Raw genomic sequence first — 23,903 nt, forward strand, 5'->3', positions numbered from 1 at the left:
GTGCACCTGCAGGTTGACACGCTTGCATGACCGCGTTCATTGACTATTGTGAGCGCGGGGTAGAGGAGCCTGGCGCTTTGCTTCGAGACTGTGATGTTTCGATATGCCGGGTCTCCGAACCGAAAAAGGCGGCTCACCTTTTCTGGAAACGCTCTAAGGCAGGCAATGACTGAAACCATAACGATCTCCGTCGACGCAATGGGCGGAGACAACGCGCCCCGTGCTCCTTTGCACGGCGCCAAATTGCTGCTCCGTGAGCATCCGGACGCGCGATTTATTTTTCACGGGCGCCAGGACGTGCTGACCCCATTGCTCGAAGAGTTTCACGAACTCAAATCCGTTTCCGAAATCCGCCATAGCGAAAACGTCATCACCATGGATGACAAGCCCAGCCAGGCCCTGCGCAAGGGCAGGGGAACGTCGTCCATGTGGGCGTCGATCCAGTCGGTCAAGGATGGCGAAGCCGATGTGGCGATCTCTGGCGGCAATACCGGCGCGCTGATGGCCATGGCGACGTTCTGCCTGCGGACAATGGAAGGCATTTCGCGGCCGGCCATCTCGGCGATCTGGCCGACTTTGCGTTCCGATATCGTTGTGCTTGATGTTGGCGCAACCATAGGGGCCGATGCGCAGCAACTCGTCGATTTCTCGATTCTCGGTTCGGCGTTGGCCAGAGCGTTGTTCGATATCGAAAGCCCCACAATCGGGTTGCTCAATGTCGGCGTCGAAGAAGCCAAGGGCAATGAATGGGTCAAAGACGCAGGCAAGATCCTTGCGGAAACCTCGGGTGCCGGCTTCACATACAAGGGATTTGTCGAAGGCGATGACCTTGGCAAGGGCACGGTGGATGTCGTTGTCACTGAGGGCTTTACCGGCAATATCGCGCTGAAAACTGCAGAGGGCACCGCCCGGCAAGTCGGCACCTATCTGCGCAATGCAATGACCTCTTCGCTGATGAGCAAGATCGGCGCTCTCTTCGCGCGCGGCGCGCTCAACGCGATCCGTTCAAAGATGGATCCGCGCACAGTCAATGGCGGCGTGTTTCTCGGCCTCAATGGCGTCGTTATCAAGAGCCATGGTGGAACCGACGAGATCGGCTACAAGAGCGCACTTAGCGTGGCCTATGAAATGGCACGCAATGATCTGCTTGCAAAGATCGGGGATGGCGTTAAGCGCTTCCCCGCGCTGGCTGTGCCGGCAGAACCGTCCAATCTGGAGGCACCTTCCGCGTGACCAAAATACAATCTGTTGTGCGTGGCGTCGGCGGTTATTTGCCCGAACGCATTATGACCAATGCCGATCTTGCAAAGGTCGTCGATACTTCTGACGAATGGATCGTCCAGCGCACCGGTATCCGGCAGCGCCACATTGCTGCGGAAGGCGAATATACATCCGATCTGGCCTTGGGCGCCGCCAAACGTGCGCTTGAGAATGCCGGGATGGATGCCAGCGAGATCGACCTGATCATTGTCGGTACGACAACGCCCGACCGCACGTTTCCGGCGACTGCCGCACTCGTTCAGCAGAAGCTGGGCATCACCAAGGGATCGGCTTTCGATGTTCAGGCCGTTTGCTCGGGCTTCGTGTTCGGCGTGGCGACAGCCGACAGTTACCTCAAGACCGGTATGGCCAAGCGCGCGCTCGTGATCGGCGCTGAAACCGCGTCGCGAATCCTCGACTGGAACGACAGAACGACCTGCGTTTTGTTCGGCGATGGGGCAGGGGCAATCATTCTCGAAGCACGCGATGTCGATGACGACGCTGCCGATAGCGGTGTGCTGGTATCGAGTTTGCGCACAGACGGCAGCCATTGGGACAAGCTTTATGTCGACGGCGGCGTATCAACGACCAAATCTATCGGTCATTTGCGTATGGAGGGCCGCGAGGTTTTCAAGCACGCAGTGGGCATGATTTCCGACGTTGTTGAAGACGTGCTGGCCAAAACCGGCAAGACGACAGACGACCTCGACTGGTTCGTCCCCCATCAGGCCAACAAGCGTATTATCGATGGTGCGGGCCGAAAGCTGGGCATTCCCGAAGCCAAGACCATCGTTACTGTGGACAAGCACGCCAACACGTCGGCAGCTTCGGTTCCACTGGCTCTTTGGGTGGCAAATGAGGACGGAAGAATCAAGAAAGGCGATCTCGTGATGATCGAGGCGATGGGGGGTGGGTTCACCTGGGGCGCTGCGCTCATTGTGTGGTAGGCGTTGACCCCGATTGAATTTGGGCGTTAAGTGGTTGAAATCTTGGGAGCTGTTGAGGCTGCCAATGAGGTTGAGGGGAACACTATGTCGGGAAAAACCGTGACTCGTGCCGATCTCGCCGAGTCAGTCTATCAGTCCGTCGGATTGTCGCGCACCGAATCGGCGGAACTTGTCGAGCGCGTCCTCCAGATTGTCAGCGACGCTCTGGCATCGGGCGATAACGTCAAACTGTCGTCCTTTGGATCGTTTCAAGTGCGTTCGAAAAACGAGAGAATTGGCCGGAATCCAAAGACCGGCGAGGAGGTTCCGATCCTTCCGCGGCAGGTTCTTGTGTTCAAACCATCCAATGTCTTGAAATCGAAGATCAACAAATCTATGGTTCGATCTGGAAAATAACAACTTTTACCGGGGCACTTGCGTTGGACAAATCGCCAGACGCCTTCCGGACGATATCCGAAGCGGCAGACGAACTTGATCTTCCACAGCATGTGCTGCGTTTCTGGGAAACGCGGTTCACGCAGATCAAGCCACTGAAACGTGGCGGCGGGCGGCGTTATTATCGCCCCGATGACGTTCAACTGCTCAAGGGCATCCGTCACCTCCTCTACGATCAAGGCTTTACCATTAAGGGCGTGCAGCGCATCCTTAAGGAGCAGGGCGCGCGCCATGTCGTGGCTATTGGTGAAACCGGGTCGATCCGTCCAATCACGCCGCAACCCCAAGTCGAACGCGCTGAAGCTGTGGATGCTGTTGAGTTTGTTGAGCTCGACGCCGGCCATGCGCTCGCAGCACCGGTGAACCAGCAGCCTTCGCCGCCGCAGGTACAGTCCGGGCTTTCCGAGCACCAGCGCGACACACTCGCTTCCGCCCTTGAGGCACTCGAAGAATGTCGGGCGATTCTGCAAAAAGCCCGGTTATAGGCTTTGTTAAATTAAAAGCTGACAGTTGCGATCAACTATATTGACGCTGACGTCCATGCTGGCTAATAACCTGATGCTCGCAGTCATTATTTGTCTGCGCATTTGACCTTTAGCCAACGATTGGATCGTAATCGTGATCTCTTTGAACAATTTCCGGACCGCCACTGCGGCCCTTGCCCTAGCAGCCTCGCTCGCCCTCACCGCTGGAGCGTCTGCACAGGACGTGACCGTTGCCCATCCCCAGGGCGAAACCACAATCTCGGGTGTGCCTGAAAAGGTTTTCGTCATCGACTGGGCAGCCTACGACAATCTCACTGCACTCGGTGTTGAAGTTGCCGGTGCGCCTGGCTCGAATGTTCCCGGCTATCTGGCTGATGGCGTCAGCGACGAGATGTACAATGTAGGCTCGCTGTTTGAACCCGACTTTGAAGGCATCGCCGCCGAGCAGCCTGATCTTGTGATTGTTGCCGCACGCTCCGCTGCGGCGTACCCGACGCTGACCGAGTTTGCGCCGACTATCGATATGTCGATCAACAATACCGATCTGGTTGCAGGCGTTGAAGCCAATATCGAACAGCTCGGTGAAATCTTCGGCGTTCAGGACCGTGCTGCCACGCTCATCGCAGACCTCGATGCCAAGATCGAAGAAGCCCGGACAGCTGCCGAAGGGCAGGGCACCGGTCTCGTGCTCGTCACCAATGCCGGAAATCTGGGCGTCTACGGTCCGGATTCGCGCGTCGCCTGGATCTACAATGAACTCAACATTCCCTCGGTGATGGATGAGGTCGAGGATGGCGATCATGGCGGCGACGGTGTGTCGTTCGAGTTTTTGCTCGAAGCCAATCCCGATTGGCTTTTTGTCGTCGACCGTGACGCTGGCGTGGGCAATGAAGGCGCTGCGGCCGCTCTGCTCGACAACGAGTTGATGCACCAGACGACTGCATGGCAGGAAGATCACATCATCTACCTCGACCCGCAGGCCGCCTATATCACCATGCACGGCTACACCGGTCTTATGAACATGCTTGACCAGGTCATTGCCGGCTATACCGCCGAGTAATTCCGTAGCGACCCATTTTGCCCGGCGGTGACCCCGCCGGGCCTTCTTTGTATTTCTGGCTCCGTTTCTTTTGGCGCCGGGTTGTTTTCAAGGCAGGCCAGTGCGGCTATTATTTGCGGCAATTGCCCTGACATTCATTCTCGCGATTGTCAGTCTGTTCGTCGGCGTCAGTGACGTGTCCATGCAGGCTCTGTTTGCTGCAGACGAGCAATCACGGGCGACGCAGGTCCTTCTGATCAGTCGTGTCCCGCGCACTTTGGCCATTCTTCTTGCCGGATCGTCGCTCGCTATTGCCGGGCTGGTCATGCAGATGATCGTGCGAAACCGGTTTGTCGAACCTTCGACCGCCGGCACCACCGAATCCGCGACCTTGGGCTTTCTCGTCGTCACGCTCTTTGCGCCCGGTTGGCCCTTGATGGCCAAGATGGCCATCGCTGCACTGTTCGCGCTTGCCGGTACCGCGCTGTTTTTGCGGTTGCTGCGGTTTGTTCCGCTGCGCGATGTGTTGTTGGTTCCATTGGTCGGCATCATGCTGGGGGGCGTGATCGGCGCCGTCACAACCTTTTTCGGATACCGGTTCAACCTGATGCCATCGCTCCTGGCCTGGAGTATGGGCGACTTCTCCGGCGTGTTGCGCGGTCGCTATGAATTGTTATGGTTCGGGCTTGCGGGCACAGTGATGGCTTACGTTGCAGCCGATCGGTTCACCGTTGCTGGCATGGGCCAGGATTTCACCACCAATCTCGGGCTGAACTACAAACTCGTTATGCGTCTTGGGCTGGTGATCGTTTCGATCGTCAGTGCTGTCGTTCTTGTCTCGGTGGGCTCGATTCCGTTTCTGGGATTGATCGTACCCAATGTTGTGAGCCTGATGGTGGGAGATAATATGCGGCGCACTGTGCCCTGGGTCGCCGTCATGGGGGCGGCCTTTGTGCTGGCCTGCGATATTCTCGGGCGCATCCTGCGTTTTCCCTACGAAATACCGATCAGCGTTGTGGTCGGCACCATCGGCAGCGGGCTGTTCCTCTATCTTTTGCTGAGGAAGCGTCACAATGGCTAAACTGCGTTGGTCGCGTCCGACCATAGTGCTGACCATCCTGGCGGTGCTCGCGCTGATCGCTGTCGTGTGTTTCATGACCCTGGGCGCTCGTGGAAGCTGGAGCTTTGTGATCCCGTTCCGCGGTCGTAAACTGCTCGGCCTGTTGCTGGTTGCCTATTCGGTCGCTGTTTCGACGGTCCTGTTTCAAACGGTCACCAACAATCGCATTTTGACGCCCTCGATCATGGGGTTCGACGCGCTCTACATTCTGCTCCAGACCTCGATCGTTTTCTTCATCGGGCCGCAGATGCTGGCTCTGATGAATCCCTACATGCAATTCAGCGTCGAAATCGTCCTGATGATCGGTTTCTCCTGGATCCTGTTTCAGTGGCTGTTTCTCAGCGAGGGCAGGAGTTTGCACCTGCTTGTACTTGTCGGGATCGTGTTCGGGATATTCTTCCGTTCGCTTTCAAGTTTCATGCAAAGAATGCTCGATCCGAATGCGTTTCAGGTCTTGCAGGACAGTTTCTTTGCCAGCTTTTCCACAATCGACACCACCCTGCTGGGCGTATCGATTGGCATCATCGCCGCTGTGACGCTGGTGCTCTGGCGAATGGGGCATACGTTCGATGTGTTATCACTGGGCCGGGACAACGCGGTCAATCTGGGCGTTGAATACAAGCGCAGCGTGGTAATTATTTTGGTCATGGTCTCCGTGCTTGTGTCGGTTTCGACGGCACTGGTTGGTCCCATTACGTTTTTTGGCCTGTTGGTGGCCAGCCTGGCGCACGGTCTTGTTGGTACCTCCAAACACAAATACATCCTCCCTGCGGCAGTGCTGCTCGGCATCGTCGCATTGGTTGGTGGTCAGACATTGTTTGAGCGCGTGTTCGAGTTCGACACTGCGTTGTCCATCATCGTCGAGTTCCTTGGTGGCCTCGTGTTTATCATTCTCATTCTCCGAGGAGCGGCCCGATGATCATCACTTCCGGCCTCAAGAAATACTATGGCGATACGGCTGTCGTCGACGATGTTTCCGTCGAGTTGCCCGCTGGCGGCATAACCTCGATCATTGGACCGAACGGTGCTGGAAAATCGACGATGCTCTCCATCGTCTCGCGGCTTTTAGGCATGGATGCCGGATCGGTTACTGTCGATGGGCTGGATGTTTCGAGCTCGCCGAGCGATGTGCTAGCCAAGCGACTGTCCATTCTGCGCCAGGATAATCACATGACTGCGCGCCTGACCGTTCATGACCTCGTTTCATTTGGCCGCTACCCTTACTCCAAGGGACGACTGACCATCGAGGACAAGGCCCATATCGATCAGTCTATCGCCTATCTCAATCTCGGTGAATTGAAGGACAGGTTCCTCGATGAACTGTCAGGTGGCCAGCGCCAGCGGGCGTTTGTTGCGATGGTTCTGTGTCAGGACACCGATTACGTCCTGCTCGACGAACCACTGAACAATCTCGACATGAAACACGCCATGGGCATGATGAAGCTCATGCAGCGCGCGTGTAAGGAGCTGGGCAAAACGGTCGTACTCGTTCTGCACGATATCAATTTTGCGTCCTGGTATTCCGACTACATCATCGCGATGAAAAATGGACGCGTCATCCGTCATGGCTCAAGGGACGACATCATCACGCCAGAGGCGCTCAAAGACATCTATGACATGGACATCAACGTCCACGAGATCGGCGGGCACCGGGTATCATTGTTCTACGATTGATCGCTAGCGGTCGATCGTGCCTCTGGAAAGGTAGCGTTCGGCCATCTCGGCAGTGCCTGTGGCGTAGGTCGCGTGAAGGCTCTTGGCCAAATCGGTCTCGGCGTGTGATCCCGTCCAGGCGAGAAGCGCCATTCGGCGCAGCATGACCATGGCATCGAGCATTGCCTCGTGCTCTGGCTCGTAGGGTCGGTGTTGGCGATAGCCAGCGAGCCATGCAGCCCGCAGGGCAGGGATTGTGTCACTGTCCTCGAAAAACGAGACTGCAGCACCAAAATCATATCCGAACCAGCAAAACCCGCAGTCATCAAAATCGATCAGCCGCGTCACACCCTCTGAAATCAGAAGGTTGGCCAGTCGCATGTCGGCATGGATCAACCCAAACCTGTCGGGTCCGTTGCCATAAGCAAAAAGCTGGCTGCGCAGACGGGCATCGAGATTGTCCAGCGTCGCGCGTACGGCGCCAGAGACGCCCGGAGCAACGCGCCAGTCACCCCAGATGGCATCAGGATCGAGAATCGCTTTGGCAGACCATGTCTGGCGCTCGAATGAAGCGGGCGGTTGCCATTGGATGATATGGGCATGACATCGGGCAGCGAGTGCTCCCAATTGTCCAAACACGGGCGCAAGGTCGTCTTGCTCATTGGGTTCTCCGCCGTCTTCGAAAACGAAGGCAACCATGTGGCGCATCTCGCCAAGAAACATTGCTTCCTGAACAAGTTTGCCATTCACAGCCGGCAGGGGGCGGGGCGTGAAAAGGTCGGCATCACGCCGAAGCGCCTGCATCCAGGACAATTCACTTTCGATAGCGAGTCGCGAATGATAGCGCGGCCGGTGAACCCGCAAAATGGCCTTGCCGCCGTCAACACAGTCGATGCGAAACGTATGGTTTTCCGAAAGATTGATGAGCGTTGGCGTACCCAGTGCCAAACCGGGCCATAACGAGAGGGCGTCGGACAGCCCCTTCCAGTGTTGTGTCATGCATTTCCCCCTGCATGAACGCCTTATCGACCACAAAAAGGGGGCATGTCCACGCATGAATCAGAAAGGGCCCGGCGTACTGAAACGCCAGGCCCTTTGATGAATGGTCGGAGCGGCCGGATTTGAACCGACGACCCTTTGTCCCCCAGACAAATGCGCTACCAGGCTGCGCTACGCCCCGACTAGACCGGAGACATAGAGAAGCGGGGGATTTGGTGCAACCCCGATTTTGCAGGGCGATGTGAATAAACGAAGTTTTTTTGGACGTTGTGAATTCGGGTGGCCCCGGAAGTGCTGCAGCCGCTCTAACGATGGCCTGTCTCTAGCTGGCTGCTCGCCGGCGAGGACATAGCCCCTTATGCCGTTCTCTACGACATTTGCAGTTCTGCTCTACACGTCTCATCCAGAAAGAATCTCTGTGCCATATCGGTAGCCAGATACAGAAAAGGATGCGGCGTGCCGCACCCTTCATCGGCCAATCCTAAACTGTCGGATCAGTCGTTCTTTTTCTTGTCGTTTTTCGAATTGTCCACCTGGTTGGGTGGCTGGGCGTGGTTGGCTTCGGCTGTGCCGGGTTGCTGCCCGAACTTTGTTCCACCGAGATGCCCGCCAATGCCGGCATGTTCGAGGCGTTCCGTCTGTCGGTCTTCTTTGGACATTTGGATCTCCTGTTCAGCGGTATGCTGTAATCCAAACGCTCCCGGCGACCGCGTGTTCCTGAAAGAGCAAGATTGGCCGGTCTGCCGGGGCTGAAAGTTACGTGATTGGTGTTTGCTGTCGACTAGAACACGGCAAGATAGCGGAGGAGCGAAACGACGCCGATTATGATCACGACGATCTGTAGAATCTGCTTGATCCGGGCCTCCATGGGCAGGCGCTGGACCAGCCAGAGAACCAAGACCACAACCAGGAAAGTGATCAAAATGCTGATAAGTACGGACATTCAATAAATACTCCAAAAGATCGAGACTGTTTAAACGTCCTGCCCGAACTTTTGTTTCCATCATACTGATTAAAAGGCGGACGACAGTCGAAGTTCTTATAAAAAACACGACGTGGCGCCGCGCCGCCGAGATTCAGTGGGACAGGGACAGTCTGCTATCATCGTCTTCGACAAGACGGGTTTCGCGCAGTTCGCCAGCCTCGTTTAGGATCGGGTAGGCGACGGTCACCAGAAGCGAATTGACTTCTTTGAGCGCACGCAGGATTTCCAGATGCAGGTCGCTGGTTTCAATGCTGGAAGGCTTTGCTGCACGCAGTCGGTCGAGATGGCGGTCGTGACTTTGGCGCTCCATGCGCCTGACAATTTCCTTTTCCCGCACCAATTGGCGGGCGCTCTCGGTATCGCCCGAGAGGAGAACGTTGAGTGCCAATTGCAGATTGGCTTCCACGCGCGCATGCAATGCCGATATTTCCTCCCAGCCTTCACGGGAAAAACTCAGCTTGTTGCGGGCGCGGGCATCGGCGAGCGGCATCAACGTCTTAGCGACGATGTCGCCGACATGTTCGAGGCTGATGGCGAAGTCAACAAGATCGAGCCCGGCGCGTGCCTCATCTTCACTCAGTTGACCACGATTGACTTCCACTATGAACAGTTTGATTGCCGAGTGCTTCTTGTTTACGGCCTCGTCGAGGCGCCGAACGCGCGTAATTTCTTCCTTCTTTCCGCTCTGGAGAAGATCGATAACAGGCGCGAGCATGCGCCCGACGACTTCACCCATGGCGAGCACTTCCCGTCGGGCCGATGCCAGTGCCAATCCTGGAACGTGAAGCACGTTCCGGTCGAGTACGCTGGCGGGACTTTGATCGATATCCTCGGGCTCGGGACGTTCAGGTAGAAGCCGAGCGCAAAGCCGGGCAACCAGACCGACGAAGGGCAGGGCGGTCACCGTCAGGATTAAGTTGAACAGGACATGGAAGTTGACAAGAGCAGCGCCACCCGAACCCAGCCAGGGCTGGTTTGCCATGAAACCGATACTGGGGATCGCAGCCAGAACCCAGACGCATCTGAATATCAGGTTTGCAATGGGAATACGGCGAGCTATCGGGGTGCTGCCACGGGTCAACCACACTGCAACAAGCGCGCCACCGATATTTGCCCCCAAAACCATGGGCAGCGCCGCCTCGATCGGCAACGCACCCGATTGGGTCAGGCCCGCCAATAACAGCAGCGCAGCGACAGAGGAGTGCATTGCCCAAGCCAGGATCGCGGCGAGTAGCAATGCGGTTATGGGATCGCCTTGGAGATAGCCGGCGACCAGCGGCATCAGTGAGTTGTCACGCAGAGGGTCGGTGGCATCACCGATCATGCTCAACGAGAGCAGGATGAATGCAACACCCAAAAGTACACGGCCGATCTGGCGAACATTCCTTGACTCAAATTTAAGGAACAGAGTGGCCCCGATCAGCAGAAGAATAGGGATAGCTTCGCTCAAATCGTAGGACAGGATTTTGACAACAATGGCAGAGCCCAGATCGGCGCCCACCATCGCGGCAATGCCCAATGGGACGGTCAGAACGCCTGAACTTGCGAAGCCCGCAGCCAGAATGCCTACGGCAGTCGCGCTCTGCAAAATCATGGCAAGGCCGGTGCCTACCACGGCCATCCCGACATATCCGCCAGGAGGCTTTCGCAGCGCCGTTCTCAACGCGGAGCCGAAAGCCCGCTCCATGCCGGTCCGTACCATGCGAACAGACCACAGCAGGAGCATGACGGCAGCCGCGATATGAATGACGGTCAGCACTGGGGTCATTTGGCTCTCCTGTATTCTGTTGCCTGAATAAAGAATACGACGCGCGGAGGCCGCGCGCCGGTTGTCTGATCGTCAAAATCGATAGAGCGCAGCGCCTATCACGTTCACCACGGAAGTGAGAAGGTTTTGACGTTCGTGAAGCTCTTCATGGCTTGGATCACACCTTCCTTGTAGCCGTATCCTGAATCCTTGATGCCGCCAAACGGGGCGCATCTCGATTCGGTAGCCAGGGACTTCCCAGATGTTAACAGTACCAACCTTGAGCCCGGCGATATATTTGCGGATACGGCGATAATCATTGGTACATTCACCAGAAGACAGCCCGAATGCCGTCGAGTTCAACAGAGCGATCAGGGCATCATCATCATCGGGCGCACGTACGATCGGAATGACCGGGCCGAAGGTTTCCTCCATTCGGAAGTGTGGGGCACATGGTCGACCACAACAGGGGGCAGCATCGCGAGAGGATATCTGCGCCCTGTTCGGCGGCCATGTGAACCCGGTCCTAAAACATTTTGGCCGCACGCTCATGCACAAAGCGATCTGCGACACTTTCCTGAACGAGGATGCGTTTGACCGCCGTACACCGCTGACCCGAATTCTTTGTCGCGCCGGCGACAGCCAGATCGGCGGCCTGTCCAAGATCGTCGTCCGACTCGAGCTTCCTGCGCCGCAAGATCGGCAAGATGAAGTAGGGTGGCTCGGCGTCGCAACGTCGGACAGTTTGTCGTCATGAAATTCAAGGCGCTCAACCAATTGGCCGGGCGCCTTTGCTGATTGATCCAATTGGTCGCTTGGGGTGAACCAGGGCACTGGGCTTGATAATGCCAGTTTGGGGAACATGTTGGCTGCCAAGCCGTTTCTTTCCAATTGAAACAGGGATTTATCCGATGCCCATACTTTTGATCATACTGCTCGCCATGCTCATTGGAACAATCGGCTTCTGGGATGCTCTTGGCGCATTACTCGGCGCTGTTGTGCTCATGGGCCTGTTCTGGGTGCTGATCGTAGCGACTGGAATTATTGTTGTAATGTGGCTGTTTCGTAAGGCGTTTTAGGGAAGCTGACGTCCGGGGACAGCTTTGCCGGTGGATGATGCGGCACAAATGCCCCAGACAAGTCCCGTCACCAGGAACCAGTGCCGCCAGTGATCGGTATCAATGATGCCGGACAAAGCGATCATTGGTACGAACGTGGCAAAGACCGGTATCAACAATGGGCGGTATGTGGCCCCCGCCAGTGCCTTGCTGCCAGCGACAAGCGTTGAGCCGACGAGAAGGTAATAGGCGATTGCGCCGCCCCAACCATAAGTCAGGGCGATGTTGAGATAGGTGTTATGAGGCTGTTCGGTAATACGCAAATAGCCGTATTCCAGCGGCCCGATGCCCCAAGGATTTGTGAGCGCCAGGTCGAGCGTGTACCAGATGCGGCCAAAGCGCCCCAATTCGCCTGTGTCATAGCTTTGGGTCAGTGAGAAGCGCTGGGTAAACAGGTCCGCCACGACGGGTATCGATAGCAGGACTGACATTGCGAAGGCGAGAACCATCAATCCGCCCACGGCAAGCAACAGCAGGCGCACCTTCTCGCGCGCCGATGCTTCGAGAATAAACACCAGCGCATATATCAGAAGCGAAGATGCGGCCAGATGGCCCCATGCGCCGCGCGAAAAGCTCACAAATACGCCAACGAAGATTATGAGATAAGCCAGTCCGTTAAGAATGGCAGTGCGTCTGTTGGTGCTTAGCAAAACGCGCTGCAACACGAACATGGCAGGCAAAATCAGGAAGGGGCCGTAAACGTTGGGGTCCTTGAAAAATGCCTTGGCGCGTCCAAACCGCAAGAACACATCTTCGCCCGGCAGCAGACCCATATAAGCGAGCGTTCCCACGACGGAAGTGATTAGGGCGATCCCGATATAGGCTTTGGCGATAAGCCGCATATGCGCAAGGGGCGCCTGGGCCACGAAATTGGCTGCAAAATAGCTGGTGACCATAAGAAAGATCGTCACCAGGTTGAAGATCAGCCCATCGGTGATGTCCTGGTAGCGCATGAAGAAGGGCGAAATCAGCGCGAAGGGCGTGAACATGATGATGACGACCAGCAGCGGCAGCGTTTCGCGCCGCAACTGCAATCCGCCGGCCAGGGCAACGGCAAAGGCGAGTAGAAACATCACCTCATAGGGTGAGGGTTCGACGATCACGAAGCCGCCTGAAAAAATCCATATCCCGACGATCAGCCCGAGTGCCTTGTTGGCGCTCGCGCCGAACCAGGCCCGACCGCGATCGGACTGCGCAAGCGCTGTCTGGCCTGGCAGAGCGAGGGTCAAAACGCATTCTCGTTCTTGGTGAACAGGGAAACCGGCGTCATCGCAAGAATGTAGAGATCGAGCAGGATAGACCAGTTCTCGATATAATAGAGGTCGTGATCGACGCGTGCCATGATCTTGTCGACAGTATCGGTTTCGCCACGCCAACCGTTGATTTGCGCCCAGCCGGTAATGCCGGGCCTGACCTTGTGCCGTGCGAAATAGCCGTCCACCGCATCATGATAGAGCCGGTTTGCAGCCTTCGCTTCCAAAGCATGGGGGCGCGGCCCGACAATCGACAGCTCCCCCTTGAGCACGTTGAACAGTTGCGGCAGTTCGTCGATCGAGGTCTTGCGGATAAAGCGACCGACAGCGGTGACCCGTGGGTCGTTCCGCGTCACAAGCTTGGCAGCCTTGGCATCGCCCATGTCGGTATACATCGAGCGGAATTTATAGACGCCGATCAACTCGTTGTTGAAGCCGTGTCGGTTCTGCTTGAAGAGCACCGGCCCCTTGCTCGTCATTTTAACGGCGATGGCGGTCGCCAGCATTACCGGTGACAGGGCAATTAATGCAAACAGTGCAACAAGCTTGTCGAACATCCATTTGAAAACAAGATTCCAGTCTGAAATCGGCCGGTCGGCCATCTCGAAAACCGGCAGGTCGCCGACATAGGAATAGGTCTTGTCGGTAAAGCGCAGCTTGCTCATATGCGCGCTTAGGCGAATATCGACAGGCAGTACCCAGAGCTGACCTAGCATCTGGAGAAGTCGGGACTCCGCAGAAAGTGGCATCGACACAATGACCAGATCGATCCGCGCACGCCGCGCGAACTCAACAAGGTCGGCGACTTTTCCCAATTTCTTGACCTTGCCGATCATTTCCGGCGAGCGCTCGTCAAAGCGATCGTCAAACAGCCCGATAAGATCGATATCGCTGGTCGCGCTTGTCTCGATAGCATCGATAAGCGCTTCGGCGCTCGGGCCGCCGCCCACGATAACCGTACGGCGACGCAGTCGTCCCTTAGCCGACCAGTCGAGGACCAGGGCGCGCAGTACGAGACGGAAGCAAACCAGGGCAACGCCTCCCGACAGCGCCCAGCTGCCCAGCCAGAAGCGGGATACAAGATCACCTGCCTTGAAGACGAACAGGCCGGCGACAACTAACAGGAACACACCAGTCCAACCGCCGAGAACGCGCAGGATCTGCTTGAAGAGCGTCCTGTAGGCGGCGATCCTGTGGGTCCTCGCGATGTTGAAGGCTATGTTGGCCGCTGCCACGATGCTGAGCGAAAGCGGCACGTACAAAACGGCATCGGCCCCGCCGAGATAGTACAGATAGATACCCAATCCCAATGTCAGCAGCAGCAGTGCCTCGATCAGTTGGGCAAAGCCTGAGACCAGCTTATGCGATAGAGTCGGCGCAACCGGCGCGTGAACAGCCGCTTCCGCATCGGCGCCCAAGGCGCAGGAGGCCCCCGCGCTTGCAGAAATATGGTTGAGAACGGCTTGTTTTGGATCGACCCTGAACACGGGTTAGCCTCGCACTGATAGTCATAGAGTTCGTGCGCGGGACTATGGAGCGTTGGATGTGAAGAGGGGTTAAAGCCAACCCTCGCAATTGTTCAAATGGTTAGCGAGTCGTAGAGAGCTTCGATCTGGTCGACCATGTGTGTCAAAGAGAAGCGCGACCGTACAAAATCGCGCCGTTCTTCCGCCTGAATTTCAAAGATTTTAGGTTCACTGAGAAATGCGGCCATGGCTTGCCTGAGAGGATCGGCATCGCCTGGCACGATCAGACTCGGCGACGTGGGGCCAAATATCTCGCCGACCCCCCCGACATTGGTCGCAATGATCGGGCGGCCAGCCGCTGCTGCTTCCATGATGATGTAGGGGAGGGATTCTGCGCGGGACGGGACCAATACACACCGGCCCTTGGCGAAAATTTCGCGCGCTGGCCGGATGCCGGCAAGCGCCACGCGATCGCTCATCCCAAGATGCTCGATGCGCTCGCGCAGGGCAGCGCCATCGGGACCATCGCCCGCCATGATAATGGTGGCGGGGCGGCCGTCGGGCGTTGTGAGACCCGCAAGAGCCGCAATGATGAGATCGATCCCCTTGAGCGTTCTCAGTTCACCGACAAACGCGAAGTCTGCAGCGTCCGCATCGGGCGTGATGGGCACGAACTCGGCATCGTCCAGGCCATTGTGAATGACCTCTTGCCGGCCGGCCGTAACGCCCACATGAGAGGCGAAAGTCTTTTGTGCGTAGTGACTTTCAAAGATCAGCGCATCGCTCAGTCGCAGGAGCGAGCGCTCGATGGTCATAAACACGCCGCCAGACAGACTGCGCGGATCAAAATGCAAAGCCCCGCCGTGAGGCGTGTAAATAGCACGGGTTTGTTTGCGTCCGATACGCGCCAGTCTCGCGCCGAAGCCGCCTTTGGCGCCGTGGCCGTGAACGATCTGTGCGCCTGTCGACTTGGCCAGCGCCCTTATGCGGGCGGGGGTCGTTATGTCGTTGAGCCCCAGAACGCGTGGCATGGGAAGCCGGTGGATGCCCAATTGCGCATAAGGCTCGAGCATGCCGAGTTTGTGATCGGATTGGGCATCGCCATCGGAGTCGGCGACAATTCCGACTTGGTGTCCACGTTCAGCCAGCGAACGGGTCAGATCCGATACATGGCGAAACAGGCCGCCGACCGGTGCGCGCATGACCTGCAGAATACGCAGGCGATTATTGGACATTGACTAGATCCAGCGTTCAGCGATGACGATTGTATCGCCGGGGAGGATAGGGAAGTCGAGTTCGACATTCCCTTTGACCATCTCGTTGCCCTGACGGCGATAGATAGTCGCCGTGTTGCGGTTTGCTGTGTCGGTGAAACCACCTGCGGCGCTGATTGCTGCACGCACTGTCATGCCGTAGGAGTATGAGAATTGCCCGGAAGAACCGACGGCCCCTTGGATGAAAAATGGCCTGTATTCAGCAACTTCCACGGCAACGTTCGGGTTTCGCATGTAGCCAGCCGCAAGTGTCGAAGCCACTTTGCGTGACAGCGCCTCGGTGGTTGTGCCGCGTGCAGGAACAGCGCCCACCAATGGCATGGCGATAGAGCCGGAATCGTCGACGCGATACGTATTGGAAAGGTTCTCGTCGCCATAAACGCTAACGCGCAAGATGTCGCCACTATCAAGCAGGTAGGGGCCGCTCTGTTCAACCAGATAGGTCGCGGGGCGTCCGCTGTGGGCGCAGGCGCCCAAAAAAAGCGGCAACAATAGCAAGGCAAGGCGCAGCCGACCCATCACATCCGTCCCATGTTATTCGATAACGCTAGGTCTCCCACGTCATGGTTAAAAAGCCCTTATCACGGCTCGGGTGACTGGGGTGCTTAACCGAATGCTTACCATGGCGGGGCGATAAGCTCGTGACGAACGAAGGGCATGACATGAGCGATTCTGCATCCGGGTCAAACAGGGCCGAGGAAAGCATAGATGCCAGCGTGATTCTGAAAGCCGTGCTTTCAAAGTTGCTGCGCATTGGATTTGTTACTGTCTTGCTATTGGCGGCTGCCTACGCCGCGTTGCTTTTTGTGCCGCGGCTTTATGAATCGCGGGCCGAATTGCTCGTTGAGCCGCGCAGTACGGCCTACACCAGCTCGACGAGCAACCAGAATGCCGAAACCTATTACATCGACATTGCCACTGTTTCGAGCCAGATCGAGCTCATCAAGTCGCGCGGTACAATCCTTGCGGCTATCGATATTGCTGCACTGCGCGACGAGCCAGAGTTCGAAGGATGGGACGACGATGACATCGTATCCGAAATCGGGGACGGGTTGGTTGTTACGCAAGAGCGCTCGTCGCGCCTGATATCTGTTGCTTTCCGTCACACTGATCCCGAATTGGCCGCCAAAATCGCCAACGGTGTCGTGAAGGCGCATGTCCAGAGGCGTGCGGGACAACAGATTTCCGATACTGTCGACGCAACAGCATGGTTGCAGCAGGAAATCGACAGGCTTCGTGGGAGCGTCGTCGCTGCCGAGCGTGCGATCGCTGATTTCCGGGTCCAGAACGATCTGTTCACTGGCTCCAACAATGAGAGCCTGACCAATCAACAGCTTTCCAATTATTCGTCCCAGATAACTGCAGCCAACGAGCGCCGCAATGCAGCCCAGTCACGTGCGCAATTGATCCGCAGCCTGCTCGAAAACGGGCAGTCGGTTGGCGGCGTTTCCGACGTTCAGGCGTCATCGGTCGTCCAGCAGCTCAGTCAGGAACTGGCGCGATTGCAGGGTGAGCGCGCCCAGCAGGCTGCTACGTTCCTGCCCAGTCACCCTACGATACGGGCGCTGGACGCCCAGATTGCAGAAATCAATTCCCAAATATCCAATGAAGGGGGCAGAGTCGCTCAGGCGCTCGAAGCGCAGGCTCAAATCGAAGCCGATCTCGAACGCTCGCTGCAGGCAGAGCTTGATCGCGTGAAAGTCACTGCGGGATCGGATACAATCGAGGGCGTTGGACTTGCAGAACTTGAACGCGAAGCGGCAGCGCAGCGCGAATTGCTTAATGCCTATCTGCTGCGGTTTACCGAAGCCTCGGCGCGCTCGGATGTGAGTTCGGCGCTTCCCGATGTGCGGATCGTCAGCGAGGCTGTGCCGTCATCGTCGCCGGTGTCACCGAAGTCTGGCCTCGTTCTTGTCGCTGTCGCCATTGCAGCAATCCTGTTGCAGGTTGGCGCTGTGATATTTTCAGAATTGCTGTCGGGCAGGGCGCTGGTCGCGCGCGTAAATCGGGAAGACGAACTCGATGACGCCGTTTTTGTCTCGGATTTTGAGGACGATGAAGGCGAGCCGGAAGAAATTGCTGTAGCCGAAGAGCCTGGCGAACCTGAACCTTTGCTGGTCACGACGTCGCGCCAGCCGAGCGAAGTTATTGATACCGAGATTGAGGCCCTTGCTGTCGGGGCGCTGGCAGCGCTCGACCGCCTGATCTTTGTTGCATCAGATAGTGATGACGAAGAAAGCCTTGAATTTGCCGAGCGCTTGACTGCGGCGCTGGTCGAGAACGGCCAGAGCGTTGCGGAAATTGACGCGGCCAGCGGCAAGCAGGGAATCGAGATGGGTCTCACCGATCTGTGCTCGGCCGGCGCCGATTTTGGTGACGTCGTGCATCGCGGCGATGATGAGCGTTTTGCTTTCGTGCCCTGGGGGCAAGGGCTTCGTCTCAATCGCAATACAGAGCGTGTGGCGACCCTGGTTGAGGCGCTTTCGGACATCTACGAGGTGATCGTGATCGTCACCGGGCGTGTCGGCATGACATCGAGCTTGCCGCTATTCGTCGGCATCGAGGGCAAATGCGTGTTGCTCTCGTCTGCCGGTGGGAGCAACTGTGCAGCGTCGCGCGAAATCGCTGCATTGGGCTTTTCTGACATTCGTGTCATCACGACTGCCCAGCCGCAGTCCGAAGTCGCCTGAGCGCCCGACTGTGCCGCCTTATGGACTCTATAGAGCAGCGTTCGAGGCGCTGGCTTTGCCTGGTGTGTCAGCAGGGCTGCGCCGCATGTCGTCTGCGCGCGGGGTAATCTTCACGCTCCATAGGGTCGTGCCCAAGCCCCCGGCAGCATTTTCTCCCAATTCCATCCTTCAGGTGCGCCCTGATTTCCTCGAAGCCGTGATCGTGCGCGCCCGCAGGGCCGGTTTTGATATTGTTGATCTCGATGAGGCCGCGCGACGAATTGCGGCAGACGAGACGGCGCCGTTCATCGTGCTGACGTTCGATGACGGCTATCGCGATAATCTTGTCCACGCGCTGCCCATCCTGCGCAAGCATGCCGCACCTTTTACGCTATACGTTCCGACCGGGCTCATCGACGGTGTTGGTCTGGTCTGGTGGCAGGCGCTCGAAGATATCATAGCGGCAAATGATGTCGTGGTTTTCGAAATGCCCAAGGGGCCGCACTACGGCGATGCTGGAACGCTCGAGCAAAAGAATGCGACGTTCGCCCGTGTTTATGAGTGCTATCGCAAGATGCCCGAGCCCGATCGCGAAGCATCGATCCGAGCATTGGCCACCCGCTATGGCTTTGACTTGGGCGGGCACTGCCGTGACCTTATAATGGACTGGTCCGAGCTTAAGGAATTTGCCGAGGATCCGCTGTGCACGATCGGGGCGCACACAGTTTATCATTATGAGTTGTCGAAACTGCCCGACCACGAAATGCGTGCGGAGATCGAGCAGTCAGCCAATGTGCTCGAGGCTCAGTTTGGGCGTCGACCGAAACATCTCTCTTACCCAATCGGCGGGGTAGCCGCCGCTGGCCCGCGCGAGTTTGCGGCTGCGTCCGATCTCGGTTTTTCGACAGCAGTAACAACCCGGCCCGGTGGCCTTTACGCAGAGCATGCCAGTCATCTCAAGGCGCTGCCGCGCGTCTCGCTCAATGGGCGGTTTCAGGAAAAGCGCTTCATAGACGTATTTCTGACGGCGGAAGTGTTTACGCTCATGCGTCGTGGGCGAAGGCTCGATCTGGAATAAGTGCCGTACGCTGCGATTACCAAATGGGTTCAGCTGTCTGGGCGCTGCATCCAGCGGATGACCACCATGGCGGGAAACACCCATGCAAGACCGAAAAGAACGAAGAACGCGAGCAAAACAAGATTGTGAGCGCCTACCAGCCATAACTCGTAGATCCACATTCCCAGCGCTGCCCACAGAACGAGCACCAGAAGTGTCAATACGATACCGATAGCCTTGCGCTGGCGCTGGGTCATGTCCGTCTCCATGCTGCGGCGTTTGTTATCATTGCCATTTGCCGGGCACCCCATTAGCACTTCGGTCAAGATTGACAACTCCGGTACGTTCACTGTGTCTGCCATAGCTACCTCTACGCCCGCATCGCTCGATTATGATCGCATCAAGCCCGTCCGCATCTGGCTCTATTGCCTTGCCGCGTTTGTCTTGCTGATCGTGATCGTGGGTGGGGGGACGCGGCTGACCGAGTCCGGACTGTCGATCACCAATTGGCGTCCGATTTCTGGCATCATCCCACCTCTCTCCGCTGCCGATTGGCAGGTGGAGTTCGAGGCGTACCAACAGATTCCGCAGTTCGCGCTTGTTGCAAGCTGGATGGGTGTGGAAGAGTTCAAGACAATTTTCTGGTGGGAATGGGGGCACCGTTTTCTGGCCCGTATGCTCGGGTTTGCCTTCGCAATCCCCTTCGTCATTTTCCTGTTGCAGCGCCGTATTCCCAAAAGTCTCGTCTGGCCAATGGCGGGTCTGTTTGTCGCGGGCGCTTTCCAGGGCTTTCTGGGCTGGTGGATGGTGTCATCAGGACTTTCAGAGTTGACTTCTGTGTCTCAATATCGGCTCGCAGCGCATCTGAGTGCCGCCAGCGTCTTGATGATGGCACTGGTCTGGGTTGCCAGAACACTCGAGCCGCCAGCAGTCGGAACTTCGCCATCGCGCGGCTGGCTGGTCGCCGTTTGGGCGCTTGTCGGCCTGCTGTTCCTTCAGATCGGGGCAGGGGCGCTTGTGGCCGGTCTCGATGCGGGCTTCATCTATAACACCTGGCCGCTGATCGATGGGGCCATCATTCCCGACGGCTTGTTTGCAATCGACCCTGCCTGGAAGAATGCATTCGAGAATATTCTCGCCGTGCAGTTCAACCATCGCAACCTTGCCTATCTCATTACCATCTACGCTTTGATCTTGTGGTGGCGCGGTCGCAAAAACTCAGGAACTTCCGGGGTACATGCGTGGATGCCGCGTATCGCGCTATTGGTTGTGCTTCAGGTTGGTGTGGGGATCGCTACTTTATTGTCGGTAGTCAATATTCCCGTTGCGCTGGTTCATCAGGGACTAGCGTTCACGTTGATCTCAATGGCAGTCGCTTATCTATCTGATATGTATAGACTTTCTGAGCGGTAAAATTATACCGCGCTCTTAAGTCGTTGTTTTTAAGCAGAAAATACTTTGCGCTTGACGGCGTTGCGCGACGCCTGTATCACCCGCCTCGAAATGGCTGTTCGCAAGGATGGCCGGGGATGGGTCGCCGGATTTGGCGTCCTTGTCTCGCAAGAGATATCCAAAAGGATCAAGAACAATGAAAACCTACTCGGCCAAGGCTGGCGAGATCGACAAGAAGTGGGTTTTGATCGACGCAGAGGGCCTGGTCGTGGGCCGTCTCGCTGCGGTCATCGCCACCCGACTGCGCGGCAAGCACCTGCCGACCTTCACCCCCAATCAGGACATGGGCGACAATGTTATTGTCATCAATGCCGATAAGGTGAAGTTCTCTGGCAAAAAGCTTGATGACAAGCGCTTCTATTGGCACACCGGCTACCCCGGTGGCATCAAGGACCGCACCATGCGCGAACTGCTCGAGGGACGCTTCCCTGAGCGTGTCGTTGAAAATGCAGTGCGTCGTATGATGCCGGGCGGTCCGCTGACCCGTGCTCAGCTCAAGAACCTGCGCGTATATGCCGGTGGCGAGCATCCCCATGAAGCCCAGCAGCCCGAAACACTCGATGTTGCCGCGCTCAACACCAAGAATGTGAGGGTGAAGTAATATGTCCGAGACCATCAACTCCCTCGAAGACCTCGGCACAGCCACCGATACAGTGGCCAATGACGCGCCGGTTTATACCCAGAAGCTCGACAGCTACGGTCGCGCCTATGCCACTGGCAAGCGTAAAGACGCTGTTGCCCGCGTGTGGATCAAGCCTGGTTCGGGCAAGATCACTGTCAACGGCAAGGAATTTGCTGCTTACTTCGCCCGTCCGGTTCTGCAGATGATCCTGCAGCAGCCGATAGTGACAACCGAGCGCGTCGACCAGTACGACGTGATCGCAACTGTCGCTGGCGGCGGTTTGTCCGGTCAGGCCGGTGCTATCCGTCACGGCCTGTCACAGGCGCTGACCCACTACGAGCCCGAGCTTCGCCCGGTCCTCAAGAAGGGTGGCTTCCTGACCCGCGATAGCCGTGTTGTTGAACGTAAGAAGTACGGCAAGGCCAAGGCCCGTCGTTCGTTCCAGTTCTCCAAGCGCTAAGCTACTGCTCCAAGATTTCGAAAGGCCCGCTTCTGGCGGGCCTTTTTTGTTTGAGCGAGGGGTGGTCATCGACCGAATGAACCCTATATAGGCACCTCTGGCCGGAGGGCAATTTCCATGAATATGCAAATTAAGACTGCAGAACCCGCTGTAGCGGTTCTGGGGCTGAACAAGACTTATGATACGGGCTTTTCAGCACTGAAAAATATCAATCTCGAAATCCGTTCGGGCGAAATTTTTGCGCTGCTCGGGCCAAATGGCGCCGGCAAAACCACGCTGATCGGTACGATTTGCGGACTGGTCCGTCCCACTGACGGAAAAATCCTCGTCGGCGGGCATGACGTCGTGACCGAGTTCCGCAAAACGCGCGCCATGATCGGGTTGGTTCCCCAAGAGCTGAGTTCGGACCGGTTTGAAACTGTCTGGGCGACTGTGTCGTTCACGCGTGGCCTTTTTGGCAAACCGCGCAACGACGAGGTCATCGAAAAGATCTTGCGCGACCTCTCGCTATGGGACAAGCGCAACGACAAGCTCATCACGCTTTCGGGCGGCATGAAGCGCCGCGTGCTTATCGCCAAGGCGTTGAGCCATGAGCCGAAAATCCTGTTTCTCGACGAGCCGACCGCCGGTGTCGATGTCGAGTTACGGCGTGATATGTGGAACGTCGTGCGGGAATTGCGCGGGAATGGCGTCACCATCATTCTAACCACCCACTATATCGAAGAAGCCGAAGAGATGGCCGACCGGATCGGGGTGATATCGAACGGTGAGATTATTCTGGTCGAGGAAAAGACCGAACTGATGCGCAAACTGGGCAAGAAGGACCTTGCGGTTCAGCTCCAGGAACCAATCAACGCCCTACCGCAGTCGCTAACAGATCTCGGACTCCAATTGTCCGAAGATGGCGAAGAGCTGCGTTACAGCTATGACAGCCAGTCCGACCGCACAGGCATCGCCACGTTGATCGGCGCTCTCAACGCCGAGGGCATTCGGATCAAGGACCTCTCGACCCACCAGTCTTCGCTCGAGGAAATCTTCATTGGCCTTTTGAGGGACCGGACATGAACTATTACGCGATCAAGGCCATCTATACGTTTGAAATGGCACGGTGGTGGCGCACAGTCACCCAGTCGATAATTTCCCCGGTCGTTTCGACCTCCCTGTATTTCGTGGTGTTCGGCGCTGCCATCGGCTCGCGCATCGAGTCGGTTGAGGGCGTCAGCTACGCAGCGTTCATCGTGCCGGGGCTGATAATGCTGTCGCTGCTCCAGCAATCGCTATCCAACGCCTCGTTTGGCATCTACTTCCCCAAATTCGCCGGTACTGTGTATGAAATCCTCACGGCCCCGATTTCCCACGTGGAAACCGTGATCGCCTTTGTGGGGGCTGCTGCGACCAAATCGGTGATCCTGGCTCTGATCATCCTTCTGACGGCCAGCTTCTTTGTTGACCTTCAAATCCAGCATCCGATCTGGATGGTCGCCTTCATGGTGCTTACAGCGGTGACCTTCTCGCTGGTTGGCTTCATCATCGGCATTTGGGCCGACGGATTTGAAAAGCTTCAGCTCATTCCGTTGCTGATCGTGACGCCGTTGGCCTTCCTGGGAGGCACGTTCTATTCGATCACCATGCTGCCAGAGACATGGCAGAATATCGCACTGCTCAACCCAGTTGTTTATCTGGTCAGTGGGTTCCGCTGGAGCTTTTACGGGGTGGCCGACGTCGATGTCGGGATCAGCCTTGGCATGACGCTGGCCTTCATGGCCGTCGCGCTTGGCATCATCACATGGATATTCAAGACCGGATATAAGCTCCGCGCCTGACTATCGATAGCAAATAGAACGCTGGCGGGGCCGCTCTTA

25 protein-coding genes, 1 tRNA gene and 1 pseudogene are annotated in these 23,903 nt (G+C 57.0%); 16 read left to right on the forward strand and 11 right to left on the reverse strand.

Translation table 11 applies throughout. The features are described from left to right. The first annotated feature begins 165 nt into the window (after positions 1 to 165). The 8 genes from plsX (at position 166) to ACN0TA_RS07105 (ending at position 6,960) form a co-directional block, all read left to right on the forward strand. Positions 166 to 1,233, forward strand: coding sequence for a phosphate acyltransferase PlsX (gene plsX / locus ACN0TA_RS07070; RefSeq protein ID WP_417581203.1), 1,068 nt, complete (start codon positions 166 to 168; stop codon positions 1,231 to 1,233). After that, entirely contained in the window at positions 1,230 to 2,207 is a 978-nt protein-coding gene (locus ACN0TA_RS07075; protein ID WP_417581205.1) for a beta-ketoacyl-ACP synthase III, read from the forward strand. Before plsX ends, ACN0TA_RS07075 begins: the two co-directional genes overlap by 4 nt. 84 nt (positions 2,208 to 2,291) lie before the next feature. Further along, complete coding sequence (locus ACN0TA_RS07080; protein WP_014130317.1) at positions 2,292 to 2,603, forward strand: integration host factor subunit alpha; 312 nt, start codon at positions 2,292 to 2,294, stop codon at positions 2,601 to 2,603. A gap of 23 nt (positions 2,604 to 2,626) precedes the next feature. Further along, entirely contained in the window at positions 2,627 to 3,127 is a 501-nt protein-coding gene (locus ACN0TA_RS07085; RefSeq protein WP_417581208.1) for a MerR family transcriptional regulator, read from the forward strand. Positions 3,128 to 3,260: 133 nt separating this feature from the next. After that, on the forward strand, positions 3,261 to 4,187 hold the full coding sequence (locus ACN0TA_RS07090) for a siderophore ABC transporter substrate-binding protein (RefSeq protein ID WP_417581210.1): 927 nt from the start codon (positions 3,261 to 3,263) through the stop codon (positions 4,185 to 4,187). A 100-nt stretch (positions 4,188 to 4,287) separates the two neighbouring features. Next, positions 4,288 to 5,247, forward strand: coding sequence for an ABC transporter permease (locus ACN0TA_RS07095; protein ID WP_417581212.1), 960 nt, complete (start codon positions 4,288 to 4,290; stop codon positions 5,245 to 5,247). Beyond that, the gene (locus ACN0TA_RS07100) at positions 5,240 to 6,205 is read left to right on the forward strand and encodes an iron chelate uptake ABC transporter family permease subunit (RefSeq protein ID WP_417581214.1); all 966 of its coding nucleotides are present in this window, start codon (positions 5,240 to 5,242) and stop codon (positions 6,203 to 6,205) included. The genes ACN0TA_RS07095 and ACN0TA_RS07100 overlap by 8 nt, the downstream gene beginning before the upstream one ends. Then, on the forward strand, positions 6,202 to 6,960 hold the full coding sequence (locus ACN0TA_RS07105) for an ABC transporter ATP-binding protein (RefSeq protein WP_417581216.1): 759 nt from the start codon (positions 6,202 to 6,204) through the stop codon (positions 6,958 to 6,960). The genes ACN0TA_RS07100 and ACN0TA_RS07105 overlap by 4 nt, the downstream gene beginning before the upstream one ends. A gap of 3 nt (positions 6,961 to 6,963) precedes the next feature. Here ACN0TA_RS07105 and ACN0TA_RS07110 read toward each other — a convergent pair whose 3' ends face one another. From ACN0TA_RS07110 to ACN0TA_RS07135, 6 genes and pseudogenes are all read right to left on the reverse strand, one after another. Next, a complete protein-coding gene (locus ACN0TA_RS07110) occupies positions 6,964 to 7,938 on the reverse strand; it encodes a phosphotransferase enzyme family protein (protein WP_417581218.1) in 975 nt (324 codons plus the stop codon). Between the two features lie 104 nt (positions 7,939 to 8,042). Continuing rightward, positions 8,043 to 8,119, reverse strand: a tRNA-Pro gene (locus ACN0TA_RS07115). A gap of 313 nt (positions 8,120 to 8,432) precedes the next feature. Beyond that, positions 8,433 to 8,597, reverse strand: a complete 165-nt coding sequence (locus ACN0TA_RS07120) for a hypothetical protein (protein WP_417581220.1) — start codon at positions 8,595 to 8,597, stop codon at positions 8,433 to 8,435. A 122-nt stretch (positions 8,598 to 8,719) separates the two neighbouring features. Further along, positions 8,720 to 8,881: a Thivi_2564 family membrane protein gene (locus ACN0TA_RS07125; protein WP_417581222.1), complete on the reverse strand. Its 162-nt coding sequence runs from the start codon at positions 8,879 to 8,881 to the stop codon at positions 8,720 to 8,722. A 133-nt stretch (positions 8,882 to 9,014) separates the two neighbouring features. Next, complete coding sequence (locus ACN0TA_RS07130) at positions 9,015 to 10,691, reverse strand: Na/Pi cotransporter family protein (protein WP_417581224.1); 1,677 nt, start codon at positions 10,689 to 10,691, stop codon at positions 9,015 to 9,017. A gap of 104 nt (positions 10,692 to 10,795) precedes the next feature. Further along, positions 10,796 to 11,346: pseudogene (locus tag ACN0TA_RS07135) on the reverse strand (aldehyde dehydrogenase family protein); the annotation flags it as partial. Positions 11,347 to 11,581: 235 nt separating this feature from the next. On the opposite strand from ACN0TA_RS07135, the gene ACN0TA_RS07140 reads away from it, so the two are divergent. Next, positions 11,582 to 11,749 carry a hypothetical protein gene (locus tag ACN0TA_RS07140; protein ID WP_417581226.1) on the forward strand — a complete coding sequence of 56 codons (168 nt, stop codon included), beginning with the start codon at positions 11,582 to 11,584 and terminating at the stop codon, positions 11,747 to 11,749. Here the strand turns inward: ACN0TA_RS07140 and ACN0TA_RS07145 are convergent. The 4 genes from ACN0TA_RS07145 to ACN0TA_RS07160 all read right to left on the reverse strand — a co-directional run bounded on the left by ACN0TA_RS07145 (position 11,746) and on the right by ACN0TA_RS07160 (position 16,300). Then, on the reverse strand, positions 11,746 to 13,017 hold the full coding sequence (locus ACN0TA_RS07145) for an O-antigen ligase family protein (RefSeq protein WP_417581228.1): 1,272 nt from the start codon (positions 13,015 to 13,017) through the stop codon (positions 11,746 to 11,748). The genes ACN0TA_RS07140 and ACN0TA_RS07145 overlap by 4 nt on opposite strands. Continuing rightward, entirely contained in the window at positions 13,014 to 14,459 is a 1,446-nt protein-coding gene (locus ACN0TA_RS07150; protein ID WP_417581230.1) for an undecaprenyl-phosphate glucose phosphotransferase, read from the reverse strand. Before ACN0TA_RS07150 ends, ACN0TA_RS07145 begins: the two co-directional genes overlap by 4 nt. A 161-nt stretch (positions 14,460 to 14,620) precedes the next feature. Next, positions 14,621 to 15,742 carry a glycosyltransferase gene (locus ACN0TA_RS07155; RefSeq protein WP_417581232.1) on the reverse strand — a complete coding sequence of 374 codons (1,122 nt, stop codon included), beginning with the start codon at positions 15,740 to 15,742 and terminating at the stop codon, positions 14,621 to 14,623. Positions 15,743 to 15,745: 3 nt separating this feature from the next. Beyond that, the gene (locus ACN0TA_RS07160; protein ID WP_417581234.1) at positions 15,746 to 16,300 is read right to left on the reverse strand and encodes a polysaccharide biosynthesis/export family protein; all 555 of its coding nucleotides are present in this window, start codon (positions 16,298 to 16,300) and stop codon (positions 15,746 to 15,748) included. 143 nt (positions 16,301 to 16,443) lie between these two features. Between ACN0TA_RS07160 and ACN0TA_RS07165 the strand changes: the two genes are divergently transcribed. Then, complete coding sequence (locus ACN0TA_RS07165; RefSeq protein WP_417581236.1) at positions 16,444 to 18,471, forward strand: GumC family protein; 2,028 nt, start codon at positions 16,444 to 16,446, stop codon at positions 18,469 to 18,471. A gap of 85 nt (positions 18,472 to 18,556) precedes the next feature. Beyond that, positions 18,557 to 19,528 (forward strand): polysaccharide deacetylase family protein, encoded by a 972-nt coding sequence (locus tag ACN0TA_RS07170; protein ID WP_417581238.1) that lies wholly within the window; start codon positions 18,557 to 18,559, stop codon positions 19,526 to 19,528. A 29-nt stretch (positions 19,529 to 19,557) separates the two neighbouring features. Here ACN0TA_RS07170 and ACN0TA_RS07175 read toward each other — a convergent pair whose 3' ends face one another. Next, positions 19,558 to 19,764, reverse strand: coding sequence for a DUF2842 domain-containing protein (locus ACN0TA_RS07175; protein ID WP_417581240.1), 207 nt, complete (start codon positions 19,762 to 19,764; stop codon positions 19,558 to 19,560). Here ACN0TA_RS07175 and ACN0TA_RS07180 point away from each other — a divergent pair. The 5 genes from ACN0TA_RS07180 (at position 19,763) to ACN0TA_RS07200 (ending at position 23,864) form a co-directional block, all read left to right on the forward strand. Then, positions 19,763 to 20,920 (forward strand): COX15/CtaA family protein, encoded by a 1,158-nt coding sequence (locus ACN0TA_RS07180; protein WP_417581242.1) that lies wholly within the window; start codon positions 19,763 to 19,765, stop codon positions 20,918 to 20,920. The two genes, ACN0TA_RS07175 and ACN0TA_RS07180, sit on opposite strands and share 2 nt — an antisense overlap. A 175-nt stretch (positions 20,921 to 21,095) precedes the next feature. Beyond that, positions 21,096 to 21,560: a 50S ribosomal protein L13 gene (gene rplM, locus ACN0TA_RS07185; RefSeq protein ID WP_417581244.1), complete on the forward strand. Its 465-nt coding sequence runs from the start codon at positions 21,096 to 21,098 to the stop codon at positions 21,558 to 21,560. A gap of 1 nt (position 21,561) precedes the next feature. Beyond that, positions 21,562 to 22,041 (forward strand): 30S ribosomal protein S9, encoded by a 480-nt coding sequence (gene rpsI, locus ACN0TA_RS07190; RefSeq protein WP_417581246.1) that lies wholly within the window; start codon positions 21,562 to 21,564, stop codon positions 22,039 to 22,041. Between the two features lie 117 nt (positions 22,042 to 22,158). Further along, on the forward strand, positions 22,159 to 23,106 hold the full coding sequence (locus ACN0TA_RS07195) for an ABC transporter ATP-binding protein (RefSeq protein WP_417581248.1): 948 nt from the start codon (positions 22,159 to 22,161) through the stop codon (positions 23,104 to 23,106). Beyond that, positions 23,103 to 23,864, forward strand: coding sequence for an ABC transporter permease (locus ACN0TA_RS07200; RefSeq protein WP_417581250.1), 762 nt, complete (start codon positions 23,103 to 23,105; stop codon positions 23,862 to 23,864). Before ACN0TA_RS07195 ends, ACN0TA_RS07200 begins: the two co-directional genes overlap by 4 nt. Positions 23,865 to 23,903: the final 39 nt, after the last annotated feature.

It is taken from the genome of Pelagibacterium sp. (assembly GCF_048264985.1).
Lineage (GTDB): Bacteria > Pseudomonadota > Alphaproteobacteria > Rhizobiales > Devosiaceae > Pelagibacterium.